This is a genomic window from Streptomyces sp. NPDC002566, assembly GCF_042889585.1.
In the GTDB taxonomy this organism is placed as follows: Bacteria; Actinomycetota; Actinomycetes; order Streptomycetales; family Streptomycetaceae; genus Streptomyces.
This window is the reverse complement of record NZ_JBIARD010000001.1, coordinates 732,720-748,688: the sequence shown is the minus strand read 5'-3', so window position 1 is coordinate 748,688 and position 15,969 is coordinate 732,720. Positions and strand designations below refer to the sequence as shown.

Sequence of the window (15,969 nt, the reverse complement as noted above, 5' to 3'; positions counted from 1 at the left end):
TCCCGTCACCCCACCACCCGGCGGCGTCTCAGCGCATCTCCGCGCGGAACGCCGCCGGCGTCGTGTCCGTGTGCTGGTGGAAGAACTTGGAGAAGTTCGCCGGGTCGGGGAAGCCCACCGCGACGCCGACGCGGCCGATGGGCAGATCGGTGTGCGCCAGAAGGCGCTTGGCCTCCAGGACCACCCGCTTGTCGATGAACCCCTTGGGCGTCTCGCCGGTCGCCGCGCGGACCGCGCGCACGAGGGTGCGGCGGGAGTAACCGAGCGCGTCGGCGTAGGCGCTGACGCTGTGGACGGTGGCGAAGTCCCGTTCCACCGCCTCCCGGAAGAGGGTGAACGTGGTGTCGGCCTGGCGGCGGGCCGCCTCGGCGGAGCTGGTCGCGAGGTGCGCGAGGCGCAGCAGGAAGGCCGTCAGGCAGTGGCGCAGCACGGAGGTGTGCAGGTTCGGGGGCAGGGTCGCGCTGTCCTCGTACTCGCGCCGCAGGTGGGCAAGGGCCGCGCGCAGAGCGGCCGACCGGGCGGCGTCGGGGCGCAGGAGCGGCGGGAGGTCGTAGCGGTACAGGCCGGTTGCCTCGACGGTGTCGCGGGGCAGGAAGCCGGGCTGCATGGTGAGGGCGGTCCCCTGGTACTCGCCGGCCCGGGTGAAGCGGTGGACCTGGCCCGGGCGGATCCACAGGACGTCGCCGGCGGTCGCCTCGTACTCGTGGAAGTCGACCATGTGGCGGACGGGGCCGTCGGTGAAGAGCAGCACGACGTGGAAGTCGATGCGGTGGACGCGGTCCAGCGGGGCGTCGGCGTGCCAGGCGCGCCCGGCGCCCATGGGGCCGATCTGCATGCCGACTCCGCCGACGCTGAGTTCGACGGGGAAGGGGAAGGTTCTGATCCCGTCATCGGCGGCTTCTTGGGTACTTGTATCCACCATGTCCTTCTTGTGCTGCTCCGCTGCCGCGGTCCGTGTCCCACTTTCACCACAGGCTGACACAGGCAGACCTTCCGCCGAAAAAGTCAGACTTTTAAGTTCGAACACGCAAGACCTGATCACCGGCTCCTATCGAGGACTTCTTGAAGATGAGCACGCAGAACCGGAACAGTTTCGAGTGGACCGACCTGGACCGGCGTGCCGTCGACACGGCGCGTGTCCTGGCCGCCGACGCGGTGCAGAAGGTCGGCAACGGTCACCCCGGCACGGCGATGGCGCTGGCCCCTGCCGCGTACACGCTCTTTCAGAAGGTGATGCGACACGATCCCGCGGATCCGGAGTGGACGGGGCGTGACCGCTTCGTCCTCTCCCCCGGGCACACGTCGCTGACGCTCTACACCCAGCTGTTCCTGTCCGGCTACGAGGTCGCCCTGGACGACCTCAAGGCGTTCCGCACCCATGGCTCCCGGACGCCGGGGCACCCCGAGTACGGGCACACGGCCGGTGTGGAGACCACCACCGGGCCGCTCGGCCAGGGTGTCGCCAACGCCGTGGGGATGGCGATGGCCGCCCGGTACGAGCGCGGCCTGTTCGACCCCGAGGCCCCCGAGGGCGAGTCGCCGTTCGACCACACGATCTGGGCGATCGTCTCCGACGGCGACCTCCAGGAGGGCGTGTCCGCCGAGGCGTCCTCCCTCGCCGGGCACCAGAAGCTCGGCAACCTGGTCTTCCTCTACGACGACAACCACATCTCCATCGAGGGCGACACGGCGACGGCCTTCTCCGAGGACGTGCTCAAGCGCTACGAGGCCTACGGCTGGCACACGCAGCGCATCGAGCCGCGGGAGGACGGCGACGTCGACGTGCACGCGCTGTACGAGGCGCTGACGGCGGCGCGGGAGGAGACCGGGCGCCCCTCGATCATCGCGATGCGCACGATCATCGCCTGGCCCGCCCCGAACGCGCGCAACACCGAGGCCGCGCACGGCTCCGCGCTCGGCGAGGACGAGGTGGCCGCCACCAAGCGGATCCTCGGCTTCGACCCGGAGCGGACCTTCGAGGTCCCCGACGACGTCCTCACCCACACCCGGGCCGCCCTGGACCGGGGCGCCGAGGCCCACGCCGCCTGGGACAAGCGGCTCGCCGTCTGGCGCGGCGCCGACCCCGAGCGGGCGGAGCTGTTCGACCGGGTCGTCGCCGGTCAGCTCCCCGAGGGCTGGGAGGAGTCGCTGCCGGTCTTCGAGGAGGGCCCGTCCGTCGCCACGCGCGCCGCGTCCGGCAAGGTGCTCCAGGCGCTCGGCGGTGTGATCCCCGAGCTGTGGGGCGGCTCCGCCGACCTGGCCGGCTCCAACAACACCACCATCGACAAGACGTCGTCGTTCCTGCCCGCCGGCAATCCGCTGCCCGAGGCCGACCCGTACGGGCGTACCGTCCACTTCGGCATCCGCGAGTTCTCGATGGCGGCCGAGATGAACGGCATCGCCCTGCACGGCAACACCCGTGTCTACGGCGGCACGTTCCTGGTGTTCTCCGACTACATGCGCAACGCGGTGCGGATGTCGGCGCTGATGCAGCTTCCGGTGACGTACGTGTGGACGCACGACTCCATCGGCCTCGGCGAGGACGGCCCCACCCACCAGCCGGTCGAGCACCTCGCCTCGCTGCGCGCCGTCCCGGGCCTGAACGTGGTCCGTCCGGCGGACGCCAACGAGACGGCGATCGCCTGGGCCGAGATCCTGAAGCGGCACGCCACGCGTCCGGCCCCGCACGGTCTGGCGCTCACCCGGCAGGGCGTGCCGACGTACGCGCCGAACCCGGACGCGGCGAAGGGCGGATACGTGCTGGCGGAGTCCTCGACCCAGACCCCGGACGTCGTCCTGATCGCCACCGGGTCCGAGGTGCACCTCGCCGTGGCCGCCCGGGAGCTGCTGGAGGCCCAGGGGACCGGGACGCGGGTGGTGTCGATGCCGTCCGTGGAGTGGTTCGAGGAGCAGCCGCGGGAGTACCGCGACAGTGTGCTCCCGCCGTCGGTCAGGGCGCGGGTCGCGGTCGAGGCGGGCATCGGCCTGACCTGGCACCGCTTCGTCGGCGACGCGGGACGCATCGTCTCCCTGGAGCATTTCGGCGCGTCCGCCGACGCGAAGACCCTGTTCGCCGAGTACGGCTTCACCGCCGAGAACGTGGCCGCCGCGGCGCGGGCCGTCCTCGACGCGACCACCGGACCGGCCGCCGAGCGCGGCTGATCCGATCGCCAGAAAGAAGATGATCACAGTGACCGAAGCAGTCGCCACCGGGGGAACGCTCGCGCGTCTCTCCGCCGAGGGCGTCTCGATCTGGCTGGACGACCTGTCGCGCAGGCGCATCACGTCCGGCAACCTCGCCGAGCTCGTCGCCACCCGGCACGTCGTCGGCGTCACCACCAACCCGTCGATCTTCCAGGCGGCCATCGGCTCTGGCGAAGGCTACGAGGAGCAGCTCGCCGAGCTCGCCGCGCGCGGCGTCACGGTCGACGAGGCCGTGCGGATGATGACGACGGCGGACGTGCGCGCCGCCGCCGACGTCCTGGGCCCGGTGCACTCGGCCACCGGCGGCCGTGACGGCTGGGTCTCCATCGAGGTCGACCCCCGGCTCGCCCACGACACCAGGGCCACGGTCGCCGAGGCGAAGCAGCTGGCCTGGCTGGTGGACCGCCCCAACGTGATGATCAAGATCCCGGCGACGAAGGCGGGCCTCCCGGCGATCACCGAGGTGATCGGTCTGGGCATCAGCGTCAACGTCACGCTGATCTTCTCGCTGGAGCGCTACCGCGAGGTCATGGACGCCTACCTGGCCGGTCTGGAGAAGGCCGCCGCGCAGGGCCTGGACCTGTCCGCGATCCACTCCGTGGCCTCCTTCTTCGTCTCCCGCGTCGACTCCGAGACCGACAAGCTGCTGACGGTCCTCGGCACGGACGAGGCCCTCGCCCTGAAGGGCCGGGCAGCGCTCGCCAACGCCCGGCTGGCCTACCAGGCGTACGAGGAGGTGTTCGGCTCGGCCGGGCGTCGGACGCCGGCGGGGTCGCGCTGGACCGCCCTGGGCGGGGCGCGGGCGAACAAGCAGCGTCCGCTGTGGGCGTCGACCGGGGTGAAGGATCCCGCGTACAAGGACACCCTGTACGTGGACGAGCTGGTCGCCCCCGGCACCGTCAACACCATGCCGGAGGCCACCCTCGCCGCCACCGCCGACCACGGCCGGATCACCGGCGACACCGTCACCGGCGGCTACGCGCAGGCCCGCGCCGACCTCGCCGCCGTCGAGGCGCTGGGCATCTCCTACGACGAGGTGGTCACCCGTCTGGAGGAGGAAGGCGTCGCGAAGTTCGAGACGGCGTGGCAGGACCTTCTGGACGCGGTCGCCAAGTCGCTGAACAGCAAGGGAGTTGACGCGGAATGAACGCACGGGTGTGGAGCAACCCGCTCCGGGACCCCCGGGACCGGCGGCTGCCGCAGATCGCCGGCCCCTCCGGGCTGGTCATCTTCGGCGTGACCGGCGACCTGTCCCGCAAGAAGCTGATGCCGGCCGTGTACGACCTCGCCAACCGCGGTCTGCTGCCGCCGGGCTTCTCGCTCGTGGGCTTCGCCCGCCGCGACTGGGAGGACCAGGACTTCGCGCAGGTCGTCCATGACGCGGTCCGCGAGCACGCGCGCACGCCGTTCCGCGAGGAGGTCTGGCAGCAGCTCGCCGAGGGCATGCGGTTCATACCGGGCGACTTCGACGACGACACCGCGTTCAAGCAGCTGCGGGACGCCGTCGAGGAGCTGAACGCCTCCCGCGGCACGGGCGGCAACTTCGCCTTCTATCTGTCGGTGCCGCCGAAGTTCTTCCCCAAGGTGACCGAGCAGCTCAAGAAGCACGGGCTGGCCAAGGCGCCGGAGGGGTCCTGGCGGCGGGCCGTCATCGAGAAGCCGTTCGGGCACGACCTGGCCAGCGCCCGGGAGCTGAACGCGATCGTGCACGATGTGTTCGAGCCGGACCAGGTGTTCCGCATCGACCACTACCTGGGCAAGGAGACCGTCCAGAACATCCTGGCGCTGCGCTTCGCCAACCAGCTGTTCGAGCCGATCTGGAACCGCTCGTACGTCGACCACGTGCAGATCACGATGGCCGAGGACATCGGCATCGGCGGCCGGGCCGGCTACTACGACGGCATCGGGTCGGCGCGTGACGTCATCCAGAACCACCTGCTCCAGCTGATGGCGCTGACCGCGATGGAGGAGCCCGCCTCCTTCGACGCGGACTCCCTGCTCACCGAGAAGCTGAAGGTCCTGCGGGCCGTGAAGCTGCCGGCGGAGCTGGGCGAGCACACGGTGCGCGGCCAGTACGCGGCCGGGTGGCAGGGCGGCGAGAAGGTGCGCGGCTATCTGGAGGAGGACGGCATCCCCGCGTCCTCGACGACGGACACGTACGCCGCCGTCCGGCTGAACGTCGACAACCGCCGCTGGGCGGGCGTCCCCTTCTACCTGCGCACCGGCAAGCGGCTCGGCCGCCGGGTCACCGAGATCGCGGTGGTCTTCCAGCGGGCCCCGCACTCCCCCTTCGACTCCACCGCGACGGAGGAGCTCGGCGAGAACGCCATCGTCATCCGGGTCCAGCCCGACGAAGGGGTGACGGTCCGCTTCGGCTCGAAGGTGCCCGGCACGTCGATGGAGATCCGGGACGTGTCCATGGACTTCGCCTACGGCGAGTCCTTCACGGAGTCCAGCCCCGAGGCGTACGAGCGTCTCATCCTGGACGTGCTCCTGGGTGACGCCAACCTGTTCCCGCGCCACCAGGAAGTGGAAGAGTCCTGGAAGATCCTCGACCCGATCGAGGAGTACTGGGCCACGCACGGCAGGCCGGCCCCGTACCCGTCGGGCACCTGGGGACCCGAGGAAGCCGACGAGATGCTCGCACGAGACGGACGGAGCTGGCGCAGGCCATGAAGATCGACCTGACCGACACCACGGCAAGCAAGATCAACAAGGCGCTGGTGCAGGGTCGCCGCGCCATCGGCACACCCGCCGTGGGCATGGTCCTGACGATGGTCATCGTCACGGACGAGGAGAACGCCTACGACTCGATCCGGGCGGCGGAGGAGGCCTCGCACGAGCACCCCTCGCGCACCCTGGTCGTCATCAAGCGGCACGCCCGCAACCCGCGCGACCGCACCAACTCCCGCCTGGACGCCGAGGTGCGCGTCGGCGCCGACGCCGGCACCGGCGAGACGGTGGTGCTGCGCACCTACGGCGAGGTCTCCGACCACGCGGACTCCGTGGTCCTGCCGCTGCTGCTGCCGGACGCCCCGGTCGTCGTGTGGTGGCCGGTGGACGCCCCCGAGAACCCCGCGAAGGACCCGCTGGGCGCGCTCGCCCAGCGCCGCATCACCGACATGTACGCCGTCGAGCAGCCCCTCAAGGCGCTGGAGCTGCGGGCGAAGTCCTACGCCCCCGGCGACACCGACCTCGCGTGGACGCGGCTGACGCCGTGGCGTTCGATGCTGGCGGCGGCCCTGGACCAGGCGCGGGTGCCGATCACCTCGGCGGCGGTGGAGAGCGAGGCGGACAACCCCAGCGCCGAGCTGCTCGCCCGCTGGCTGGAGGCCCGGCTGAACGTGCCCGTCGAGAGGGTCGTCACCGCCGGTCCGGTCGTCACGGCCGTGCGGCTCGGCACCGACGCAGGCGAGATCATCATCGACCGCCCCGAGGGCCCGCTCGCCACGCTGACCCTGCCGGGCCAGCCCCCGCGCACCCTCGCGCTGAAGGTGCGCGACACCTCCGAACTGATCGCCGAGGAGCTGCGGCGCCTCGACGCCGACGAGATGTACGCCGTCGCCCTGCGCGGCGAGGGCGCCGAGGAGGCCTTCTCCCATGCCTGACACCCCCCTGCTCAACCAGCGGCCCGAGTGGACCGCCCTGGCGGACCACCGCGCCGGATGGCAGGCGCACCTGCGTGAGCTGTTCGCCGAGGACCCCGGGCGCGCCGAACGGTACGTGGTGCGCGTGGGCGATCTGCGGATCGACTACTCCAAGAACCTGGTCACCGACGAGACCCTCGCCCTGCTGCGCGAACTCGCCGCCGCCACCGACGTGTTCGGGCTGCGCGACGCGATGTTCCGCGGGGAGAAGATCAACGTCACCGAGGACCGCGCCGTGCTCCACACGGCGCTGCGCGCCCCGGCCGACGCGGTAGTCGAGGTGGACGGCGAGAACGTCGTCCCCCGGGTGCACGCCGTGCTGGACAAGATGAGCGACTTCGCGCGCCGGGTGCGTTCGGGCGAGTGGACCGGCCACACCGGCCGCCCGATCCGCAACGTCGTCAACATCGGCATCGGCGGCTCCGACCTGGGCCCGGCGATGGCGTACGAGGCGCTGCGGGCCTACACCGCGCGGGAGTTGACGTTCCGGTTCGTCTCCAACGTGGACGGCGCCGACCTGCACGAGGCCGTGCGGGACCTGGACCCGGCCGAGACCCTGTTCATCGTGGCGTCGAAGACGTTCACGACGATCGAGACGATCACCAACGCCACCTCGGCCCGCTCCTGGCTCCTCGACGGGCTCGGCGGCGACGAGAAGGCGGTCGCCCGGCACTTCGTGGCGCTGTCGACGAACGCGGAGAAGGTCGCCGGCTTCGGTATCGACCCGGAGAACATGTTCGAGTTCTGGGACTGGGTCGGCGGCCGCTACTCCCTGGACTCGGCGATCGGCCTGTCGCTGATGACCGCCATCGGCCCGGAGCGGTTCCGGGAGATGCTCGACGGGTTCAGGATCGTCGACGACCACTTCCGCAACGCCGAAGCCGAGTCCAACGCCCCTCTGATCCTCGGCCTGTTGGGTATCTGGTACGGCGAGTTCCTGGACGCCCAGTCGCACGCGGTGCTGCCCTACTCGCACTACCTGTCCAAGTTCACCGCCTATCTCCAGCAGCTCGACATGGAGTCCAACGGCAAGTCGGTGGACCGCGAGGGCAGGCCCGTGCAGTGGCAGACCGGCCCGGTGGTGTGGGGCACGCCCGGCACCAACGGGCAGCACGCCTACTACCAGTTGCTCCACCAGGGCACCAAGCTGATCCCGGCCGACCTGATCGGCTTCGTCCGCCCCGTCGCCGAACTGGACGACGAACTCAAGGCGCAGCACGACCTGTTGATGGCCAACCTGTTCGCGCAGGGGCAGGCCCTCGCCTTCGGCCGCACCGCGGAGGAGGTCCGCGCGGAGGGCGTGCCCGAGGAGCAGGTGCCGCACCGCACCTTCGCCGGCAACCACCCCACCACGACCGTGCTCGCCACCGAGCTGACCCCGTCGGTCCTCGGCCAGCTCATCGCCCTCTACGAGCACAAGGTGTTCGTGCAGGGCGCGATCTGGAACATCGACTCCTTCGACCAGTGGGGCGTGGAGCTGGGCAAGGTCCTCGCCAAGCGCGTCGAACCCGCGCTGACCGAGGGCGCTTCCGTCCCCGGCCTCGACCCGTCCACCGCCGCCCTCGTGGCCGCCTACCGCGAACTCAAGGAAGTGCACTGACATGGCATCGATGCAGTTGGGCCTGATAGGTCTCGGCAAGATGGGCGGCAACATGCGCCAGCGCATCCGCAACGCCGGCCACACCGTCATCGGCTACGACCGCAACCCCGAGCTGTCCGACGTGGCCGGCCTGCCCGAGCTGGTCGCGCGGCTCGAAGCGCCGCGCACCGTCTGGGTGATGGTCCCGGCGGGCCCCGCCACCCAGTCCGTCGTCGACGAGCTCGCCGACCTCCTGGAGCCCGGCGACACCGTCGTCGACGGCGGCAACTCCCGCTGGACGGACGACGAGAAGCACGCCGCCGAGCTCGGCGCCAAGGGCATCGGCTTCGTCGACGCGGGCGTCTCCGGCGGCGTCTGGGGCCTGGAGAACGGCTACGCGCTGATGGTCGGCGGCGACAAGGAGCACGTCGACCGTCTCCAGCCCGTCTTCGACGCGCTCAAGCCGGAGGGCCCGTACGGCTACGTCCACGCGGGCAAGGTGGGCGCCGGCCACTTCTCAAAGATGGTCCACAACGGCATCGAGTACGCGATGATGCAGGCCTACGCCGAGGGCTGGGAACTGCTGGAGAAGGTCGACTCGGTCACCGACGTGCGCGAGGTCTTCCGTTCCTGGCAGGAGGGCACGGTCATCCGCTCCTGGCTGCTGGACCTGGCGGTCAACGCCCTCGACGAGGACGAGCACCTCGACAAGCTGCGCGGCTACGCGCAGGACTCCGGCGAGGGCCGCTGGACCGTGGAGGCCGCCATCGACAACGCGGTACCGCTCCCGGCCATCACCGCCTCCCTGTTCGCGCGGTTCGCCTCCCGCCAGGACGACTCCCCGCAGATGAAGATGATCGCCGCGCTGCGCAACCAGTTCGGCGGCCACGCGGTCGAGTCCGCGAAGGAGTGAACACGGCTGCGGGGGCGTGTGATTGACACCTCCCGCAGGGCCCGCCAGAGTCGCGGCTGATGGAGATCGACGATCTGACACCGGCCGAACAACGCGTCTGGCGGGCCTTCGCCACGGGGACCACCGTGGACCTGCGCGCCGTGGGCGAGGAGGACGGCCCCGAACGCACCGTGCGCGCCGTCGTGTTGCGGGCCCTGTTGCTCAACGGCCCCCGCGAGGCGGGCGAGGTGGCCGCGCTCAAGGTGCTGGGGGCGCGTGTCATCGGCGTGCTCGACCTGAGTTACGCGGTCGTCGACGTCGTGGCCCGACTCGGGTACTGCCACTTCGAGGAGGCTCCCCGCCTCGCCGGCGCCCAGCTGGGCTACCTCAATCTGCGCGACTCGGTCCTGCCCGGGCTGTCGGCGGCCAGGACCCGGATCGACGGCAGCCTGCGGCTGACGGGCTGCCGCATCGAGGGGCCGGTGTATCTCGGAGGCGCGCAGATCTCCGGCGCGCTGTTCCTCGACGAGGCGGAGATCGGCGGCGCGGACCCGGCCGAGTCGGTGCTCCAGCTCAACCAGGTCACCGTGGACGACGACCTCTGCGCCCGAGGGCTGCGCGCCCGGGGGCGCATCCGGCTCGACGGCGCCACCGTCGCCGGCTCGCTCGACCTCCAGGACGCCGAACTGAGCAACCCCGGCGGGCACGTCCTCGACGCCGAGTCCCTGGACGTGGGCGCCAACCTGCTGGGCCGCCGGCTGCGCGCGCAGGGCCGGATCGATCTGCGCGGCGCCCGCATACCCGGCCGGGTGGACCTGATGCGGGCGGCCCTCTCGAACCCCGGCGACACCGCCCTGCGGGTCAGCAGCTGCGTGATCGGCGAACTGTGGCTGCGCGACGGCCCGCCCGTCGTGGGCCGGCTCAACCTCCGGCGTGCCGAGGTCAACCAGCTCCAGCTCGCGCCCGAGATGCTGCCCGACCAGGTCCGCCTGCTCGACCTCACCTACACCTTCCTCACCCCGCACGAGCCCGCCGAGCGGCGCCTGCCGATGCTGGAGCGGGACGACGACGCCTTCGACCCGCACGCCTACGAGCAGCTGACCGCCGCGTACCGGCGCGTCGGCGACGACCGGGCCGCCCGCCTCGTCCAGCTCGCCAAGCAGCGCCGGCACCGCGGCACGCTGCCCTGGTACGGCAGGATCTGGGGCCACCTCCAGGACGCCACCGTCGGCTACGGCTTCCGCCCGCTGCGCGCCGCGGTCTGGCTGCTGTCGCTGCTCGCCGTCGGCTCGGCCGCCTTCGCGCACCAGCACCCGCGGGCCCTGAAGGCGTCCGAGGCGCCCGAGTTCGATCCGGTCTTCTACACCCTCGACCTGCTGCTGCCGGTGATCTCCTTCGGGCAGGAGTCCGCGTTCGCCCCGTCGGGCGGCTACCGGACGCTTTCGTACGTCCTCATCGTCACCGGCTGGATCCTGGCCACGACCGTCGTCGCGGGCGTCACCCGCAGCGTCAGCCGCCAGTGAGTCACCGGGACGGGACCTTGGAACTCGCGGGGCGGCGTGGCACGATCGCCCGGGTGACGAGCAGACCCGACCCGGCGCGGCGGCTCAGTGACCTGGCGCTGCTGCGCCGGGTGCGTGACCGGATCGACCGGGAGTACGCCCAGCCGCTGGACGTGGAGGCCCTCGCGCGGGGCGTGCACATGTCGGCGGGACACCTCAGCCGCGCGTTCCGGCGCGCCTACGGCGAGTCGCCGTACTCGTACCTCATGACGCGCCGCATCGAGCGCGCGATGGCGCTGCTGCGGCGCGGCGACCTCAGCGTGACCGAGGTCTGCTTCGCCGTCGGCTGCTCGTCGCTGGGCACCTTCAGCACGCGTTTCACGGAGCTGGTGGGCGTGCCGCCCAGCGTGTACCGGCAGGATCCGGCGCGTGCGACCGCGGGCATCCCGTCCTGTGTCGCGAAACAGGTCACGCGACCGGTCAGAAATCGAGAAGCGCCGCCCCCCGGGCGCCCCTAGCGTGTGGCCCATGGACATCAGCACCCACGCGAGCCCGGACGACATGGGCACGAGCACCGGCACGGACGAGGGCACGGACTCCCCGGCGCACGCGGCCGACAGCCATGAGCTGATCCGCGTGCACGGGGCGCGCGAGAACAACCTGAAAGACGTCAGCATCGAGATCCCGAAGCGCCGGCTGACGGTGTTCACCGGCGTGTCCGGCTCGGGCAAGAGCTCGCTGGTGTTCGACACGATCGCCGCCGAGTCGCAGCGCCTGATCAACGAGACCTACAGCACCTTCGTGCAGGGCTTCATGCCGACGCTGGACCGGCCCGAGGTCGACGTCCTCGACGGACTCACCACCGCGATCATCGTCGACCAGCAGCGGATGGGCGCCGACCCCCGCTCCACCGTCGGCACCGCCACCGACGCCAACGCGATGCTGCGCATCCTCTTCAGCCGGCTCGGCCGGCCGCACATCGGCCCGCCGAGCGCGTATTCCTTCAACACGGCTTCCGTGCGCGGCAGCGGGGCGATCGCCGTCGGCGGCAAGAAGGCGGTCAAGGCGACGTACTCCCGCACCGGCGGCATGTGCACCCGCTGCGAGGGCCGGGGCACGGTCTCCGACATCGACCTCACCCAGCTCTACCGACTCCAAGTCGATCGCGGAGGGCGCGTTCACCATCCCCGGCTGGAAGTCGGACAACGTGTGGACGGTGGGGATCTACGCCGAGTCCGGTTTCCTCGACCCGAACAAGCCGATCCGGGAGTACACCGAGCGGGAGATGCGCGACTTCCTGCACGGTGAGCCGACCAAGGTGAAGGTCAACGGCGTCAACCTGACGTACGAGGGGCTGATCCCGAAGATCCAGAAGTCGTTCCTGTCCAAGGACAAGGAGGCGATGCAGCCGCACATCCGGGCGTTCGTGGAGCGGGCGGTCACCTTCACCACCTGTCCCGAGTGCGACGGCAGCCGGCTCAGCGAGGGCGCCCGCTCGTCGAAGATCGGCGAGGTCAGCATCGCCGACGCCTGCGCGATGGAGATCCGGGACCTGGCCGAATGGATCCGCGGTCTGCGCGAGCCCACGGTCGCGCCGCTGCTCACCGCGCTCCAGCACACCCTGGAGGCGTTCACGGAGATCGGCCTCGGCTATCTCTCGCTCGACCGGCCGGCGGGCACGCTGTCGGGCGGCGAGGCGCAGCGCGTCAAGATGATCCGCCACCTCGGCTCCTCCCTCACCGACGTGACCTACGTCTTCGACGAGCCGACGGTCGGTCTGCACCCCCATGACATCCAGCGGATGAACAACCTGCTGCTGCGGCTGCGGGACAAGGGGAACACCGTGCTCGTCGTGGAGCACAAGCCGGAGACGATCGCGATCGCCGACCATGTCGTCGACCTCGGCCCGGGCGCCGGCACGGCGGGCGGCACGGTCTGCTTCGAGGGCACCGTCGAGGGGCTGCGCGGCAGTGACACCGTCACCGGGCGGCATCTGGACGACCGGGCGGCGCTGAAGGGGTCGGTGCGCAAGCCGACCGGAACGCTGGAGATCCGCGGCGCGAGCGCGCACAACCTGAAGGGCGTGGACGTCGACGTCCCGCTCGGCGTGCTGTGCGTGGTGACGGGCGTGGCCGGGTCCGGCAAGAGCTCGCTGATCCACGGCTCGATCCCGGCCGGCGAGGGCGTGGTCTCGGTCGACCAGACGCCGATCCGCGGCTCGCGCCGCAGCAACCCGGCGACGTACACCGGTCTGCTGGAGCCGATCCGCAAGGCGTTCGCCAAGGCCAACGGCGTGAAGCCGGCCCTGTTCAGCGCCAACTCCGAGGGCGCCTGCCCCACGTGCAACGGCGCGGGCGTCCTGTACACCGACCTGGCGATGATGGCCGGCGTCAGCACGACCTGCGAGGAGTGCGAGGGCAAGCGGTTCCAGGCCTCGGTGCTGGAGTACCGGTTCGGCGGCCGGGACATCAGCGAGGTGCTGGCGATGTCGGTGACGGAGGCGGAGGAGTTCTTCGGCGCCGGCGAGGCGCGCACGCCGGCCGCGCACGCCGTGCTGACCCGGCTCGCCGACGTGGGCCTCGGCTATCTCACCCTCGGCCAGCCGCTCACCACCCTCTCGGGCGGCGAGCGGCAGCGGCTCAAGCTGGCCACGCACATGGCCGACAAGGGCGGCGTGTACGTCCTCGACGAGCCGACGACCGGGCTCCACCTCGCCGATGTCGAGCAGTTGCTCGCCCTGCTGGACCGGCTCGTGGACTCCGGGAAGTCCGTCATCGTGATCGAGCACCACCAGGCGGTCATGGCGCACGCCGACTGGATCATCGACCTCGGCCCGGGCGCCGGTCACGACGGCGGCCGGATCGTCTTCGAGGGCGCCCCGGCCGACCTGGTCGCGGCCCGCTCCACGCTCACCGGCGAGCATCTCGCGGCGTACGTCGGGCAGTTGTGAGGGGCTTCCACTGAGCGGCTGACGCCTGCCTGGGCGCCCAGGCAGGCGTAGACAGTGTCTACCGAGGCGTGGTAGACACTGTCTACAGCCGAGCCTTCCGGGAGTGAGCACCGGTGACACCGCCGCAGGAGAACGAGCCCGATCTGCGCACGCGACTCGTCGACGTCGGCGTGGAACTGCTGGCCGAGCAGGGCGTCGACGCGTTGACGCTGCGGGAGATCGCCCGCCGGGCGGGCGTGTCGCACGGGGCTCCGCGCCGCCACTTCCCCACCCATCTTGAGCTGTTGTCGGCCATCGCCCACCGGGGGTTCACCGCACTGGCCGGCCGGGTGTCCTCGGCCGTGGGCGACGGCGGCGCTCCCCCGCGCACCCAGCTCTCGCAACTGAGCCGCGTGTACCTGGAGTTCGCCTTCGAGCAGCCCGGTATGTACGAGCTGATGTTCCGTCACGACCTCCTGGAGAGCGGGCATCTGCGGCTGAGGGACACCAGCCTGCCCCTGTTCGGCGTGCTGGTGGAACTCGTGGCCGGTGTACGGCCCGAGGCAGACGCGCGGGCGGTCGCCGGCGCGCTGTGGGCCAACCTGCACGGCCTGGCCCAGCTGTGGCGCTGGGGCAGCCTCCAACTGGCCACCGGGAGCGAGGACTTCGCCCCGCTCCTGGGGACCGTGCTCGACGCCCACCTGGGACCGGAGGCCGGGCGGTGAAGCGCTCCCTCGCACTGGCGAGCAGTGTGGCGGGCGCCGCGGTCGTCGCTCTGGACGGCACCGTGCTGACCGTCGCCCAGCCCACGCTGCGGCACGACCTGGACGCGTCGTTCTCACAGGTGCAGTGGACGAGCACCGGGTATCTGGTGGCGGTGGCCAGCCTGTTGGTCTTCGCCGGCCGGCTCGGGGACCGCTACGGTCACCGCCGTGCCTTCGCCGTCGGCATGCTCGGCTTCGGCGCCGCCTCCGCGGGCATCGCACTGGCCCCCGACATCGGCTGGGTCATCGGACTCCGCGTGTTACAAGGCGTGTTCGGGGCGCTGTCGCAGCCCGCGACGCTCGGCATGCTGCGCGTCGCCTACCCGCCCGAGCGGCTGCGGCGGCCCATCGCCGTGCGCACGGCCGCGATCGGACTGGCGGCGGCCGCCGGGCCGGTGATCGGCGGGGCGCTGGCCACCTCGTACGGCTGGCGGGCGGTGTTCCTCGTCAACATCGTGCCCGCGCTGGTCTTCGGCGTGCTCGCTCTCGCCTCGCCGGGCGGGAGCGGGGAGCGCGTGCGCTCCGGGCCGGCGGGCCGTCCGGCGCTGGACGTCACGGGTGCGCTGCTGCTCGCGGTCGCGCTGGCGGGACTGGTGCACACCCTGGCCAGCCCTCTCGCCTCCCCCGGCACGAGCGGCCCGGGGACCGTCGTCACCGTGCTCGTCGCGCTCACCGCGGGCGCAGCGGGCGTCGCCTTCGTCCGGCACGAGCGCCGCACACCGGCTCCGCTGCTGCCGCCGGACGTGATCGGCTCCCCGACGGTGGGCGCGGCGCTCGCCCTGCTGGTCACCGCCTCCGCCACGCTCAACGGCGCGCTGTTCGCCTGCGTCCACCTCCTCCAGGACGACTTGGGCCTCACGCCGCTGCGCACCGCGCTGCTCAGTCTTCCGCTGGCCGTGCTGCTGGTGGCCGCGGCGCCCGCGTCCGCCGTCCTGCTGCGGCGGGCCGGCGCACGGGCGACCCTCGCCGCGGCGACGGCCGTCCTCACCGCGGGTCTGCTCGTCCTCGCGGGGGCCTCGGGAGCCGCGGCCTTCTGCGCCGGGTTCGCCCTGCTGGGCGCGGGTTTCGGCACGGTGATGGTCGCGGGGACCCATGTCGTCGTCCGGCGGGCTCCCGTGGAGTCGGCCGGGGTGGCGGGCGGTCTTCAGCAGACGGCGATGAACATCGGGCCGGCGCTCGGGGTGGCGGCCGCGGCGCTGCTGATGGACCTGGGCGGCTCGCGCCTCCCCCTCGCCGTCCTGGCCGCGGCGGCCGCGGCGGCGATCCGGGTGTGCCGCCGGCTGCCGGGCCGCGCCCCGGACACCCCGCGCCCGCGGCCCGCTCCACCGGAGACGGTCTCGCCCCGGGCCGGGCGGCGCGACACAGAGCACACAGGTCACGGCGTGGAAAGGGGCTCGTCGGCGCCGTCCCTGGGCGACGATGAGTGCTGAGGGCGTTCCGCGAGGTGTGCCG

The 15,969-nt window shown here is 71.8% G+C and carries 11 protein-coding genes and 1 pseudogene; 11 read left to right on the top strand and 1 reads right to left on the bottom strand.

The annotated features are described in order from the left end of the window. Positions 1-28: 28 nt before the first annotated feature. Positions 29-922: an AraC family transcriptional regulator gene (locus ACFYXA_RS03210; RefSeq protein ID WP_352251053.1), complete on the bottom strand. Its 894-nt coding sequence runs from the start codon at positions 920-922 to the stop codon at positions 29-31. A gap of 146 nt (positions 923-1,068) precedes the next feature. Here ACFYXA_RS03210 and tkt point away from each other — a divergent pair, with 146 nt between their 5' ends. From tkt to ACFYXA_RS03155, 11 genes and pseudogenes are all read left to right on the top strand, one after another. After that, complete coding sequence (gene tkt, locus ACFYXA_RS03205; protein WP_389027746.1) at positions 1,069-3,162, top strand: transketolase; 2,094 nt, start codon at positions 1,069-1,071, stop codon at positions 3,160-3,162. A 19-nt stretch (positions 3,163-3,181) separates the two neighbouring features. Next, the gene (gene tal / locus ACFYXA_RS03200; protein WP_389027744.1) at positions 3,182-4,351 is read left to right on the top strand and encodes a transaldolase; all 1,170 of its coding nucleotides are present in this window, start codon (positions 3,182-3,184) and stop codon (positions 4,349-4,351) included. Next, complete coding sequence (zwf, locus tag ACFYXA_RS03195) at positions 4,348-5,880, top strand: glucose-6-phosphate dehydrogenase (RefSeq protein ID WP_389027742.1); 1,533 nt, start codon at positions 4,348-4,350, stop codon at positions 5,878-5,880. Before tal ends, zwf begins: the two co-directional genes overlap by 4 nt. Further along, positions 5,877-6,812, top strand: a complete 936-nt coding sequence (opcA, locus tag ACFYXA_RS03190; RefSeq protein WP_352251061.1) for a glucose-6-phosphate dehydrogenase assembly protein OpcA — start codon at positions 5,877-5,879, stop codon at positions 6,810-6,812. Before zwf ends, opcA begins: the two co-directional genes overlap by 4 nt. After that, positions 6,805-8,451: a glucose-6-phosphate isomerase gene (gene pgi, locus ACFYXA_RS03185; RefSeq protein ID WP_389027739.1), complete on the top strand. Its 1,647-nt coding sequence runs from the start codon at positions 6,805-6,807 to the stop codon at positions 8,449-8,451. The genes opcA and pgi overlap by 8 nt, the downstream gene beginning before the upstream one ends. A gap of 10 nt (positions 8,452-8,461) precedes the next feature. Next, entirely contained in the window at positions 8,462-9,343 is an 882-nt protein-coding gene (gnd, locus tag ACFYXA_RS03180) for a phosphogluconate dehydrogenase (NAD(+)-dependent, decarboxylating) (protein ID WP_352251077.1), read from the top strand. 59 nt (positions 9,344-9,402) lie between these two features. After that, positions 9,403-10,845 carry a membrane-associated oxidoreductase gene (locus ACFYXA_RS03175; protein WP_389027737.1) on the top strand — a complete coding sequence of 481 codons (1,443 nt, stop codon included), beginning with the start codon at positions 9,403-9,405 and terminating at the stop codon, positions 10,843-10,845. 53 nt (positions 10,846-10,898) lie between these two features. Beyond that, the gene (locus ACFYXA_RS03170; RefSeq protein ID WP_351093012.1) at positions 10,899-11,342 is read left to right on the top strand and encodes a helix-turn-helix transcriptional regulator; all 444 of its coding nucleotides are present in this window, start codon (positions 10,899-10,901) and stop codon (positions 11,340-11,342) included. Positions 11,343-11,385: 43 nt separating this feature from the next. Beyond that, a pseudogene (locus tag ACFYXA_RS03165) lies at positions 11,386-13,774 on the top strand (ATP-binding cassette domain-containing protein). A gap of 113 nt (positions 13,775-13,887) precedes the next feature. Then, on the top strand, positions 13,888-14,478 hold the full coding sequence (locus tag ACFYXA_RS03160; RefSeq protein WP_352251067.1) for a TetR/AcrR family transcriptional regulator: 591 nt from the start codon (positions 13,888-13,890) through the stop codon (positions 14,476-14,478). After that, a complete protein-coding gene (locus tag ACFYXA_RS03155; RefSeq protein ID WP_389027734.1) occupies positions 14,475-15,947 on the top strand; it encodes an MFS transporter in 1,473 nt (490 codons plus the stop codon). The genes ACFYXA_RS03160 and ACFYXA_RS03155 overlap by 4 nt, the downstream gene beginning before the upstream one ends. Positions 15,948-15,969 lie beyond the last annotated feature (22 nt).

What these genes read in the sequence shown, in the direction of transcription:
- gnd (WP_352251077.1), top strand. Translation starts at nt 8,462, where the DNA reads ATGCAGTTGGGCCTGATAGGTCTCGGCAAGATGGGCGGCAACATGCGC.
- pgi (WP_389027739.1), top strand. Translation starts at nt 6,805, where the DNA reads ATGCCTGACACCCCCCTGCTCAACCAGCGGCCCGAGTGGACCGCCCTG.
- ACFYXA_RS03175 (WP_389027737.1), top strand. Translation starts at nt 9,403, where the DNA reads ATGGAGATCGACGATCTGACACCGGCCGAACAACGCGTCTGGCGGGCC.
- ACFYXA_RS03210 (WP_352251053.1), bottom strand. Translation starts at nt 922, where the DNA reads ATGGTGGATACAAGTACCCAAGAAGCCGCCGATGACGGGATCAGAACC.
- tal (WP_389027744.1), top strand. Translation starts at nt 3,182, where the DNA reads ATGATCACAGTGACCGAAGCAGTCGCCACCGGGGGAACGCTCGCGCGT.
- opcA (WP_352251061.1), top strand. Translation starts at nt 5,877, where the DNA reads ATGAAGATCGACCTGACCGACACCACGGCAAGCAAGATCAACAAGGCG.
- zwf (WP_389027742.1), top strand. Translation starts at nt 4,348, where the DNA reads ATGAACGCACGGGTGTGGAGCAACCCGCTCCGGGACCCCCGGGACCGG.
- tkt (WP_389027746.1), top strand. Translation starts at nt 1,069, where the DNA reads ATGAGCACGCAGAACCGGAACAGTTTCGAGTGGACCGACCTGGACCGG.